The following is a 404-nucleotide window of genomic DNA, read 5'->3' as shown; positions in this document are numbered from 1 at the left end:
GTATAACGGGTTCCACCAGTGGGATACCAATAATCGAAGAATAGGGCGCATGGGGCATTGCCAGACCAGGAAGCGCCGAAATCCCCAGTCCTGCCTCCACTAGTCCTAATGACGTCGAAAGATGACGCACTTCGTAAAACCAGTCCAGCTTCCAGGGCTTGTCGACTAGCTGTTGTTCTATCAACAATCGGTTGCCGCGGGAGGAACGTACGCCAATCATTTTGAAACCCACTAACTCCAGCCATTCTCCAAGCTGCTTTTTGGCCAAGGGATGGTCACGCCGACAGGCCAGCACGAATGGCTCGTTGACCAGTGGGGTAAAATCAATGGATGAATTTGTGACGTTGTTCATGTTTATGCCAAAGTCTGATTCGTTACACAGCACCGATTCCATGCAATTATTC

At 50.0% G+C, this 404-nt stretch carries 1 protein-coding gene; it reads right to left on the bottom strand.

The features are described 5' to 3' along the window. Window positions 1-352 (bottom strand): LysR substrate-binding domain-containing protein (locus tag ACEWB7_RS18375; protein ID WP_411581146.1); only part of this gene is annotated, 352 nt, incomplete at its 3' end. Window positions 353-404 lie beyond the last annotated feature (52 nt).

The organism is Acinetobacter sp. NIOH-H-8 (assembly GCF_046635365.1).
Lineage (GTDB): Bacteria > Pseudomonadota > Gammaproteobacteria > Pseudomonadales > Moraxellaceae > Acinetobacter.
The sequence above is the reverse complement of the archived record's forward strand: the minus strand, read 5'-3'. Positions and strand labels throughout refer to the sequence as shown.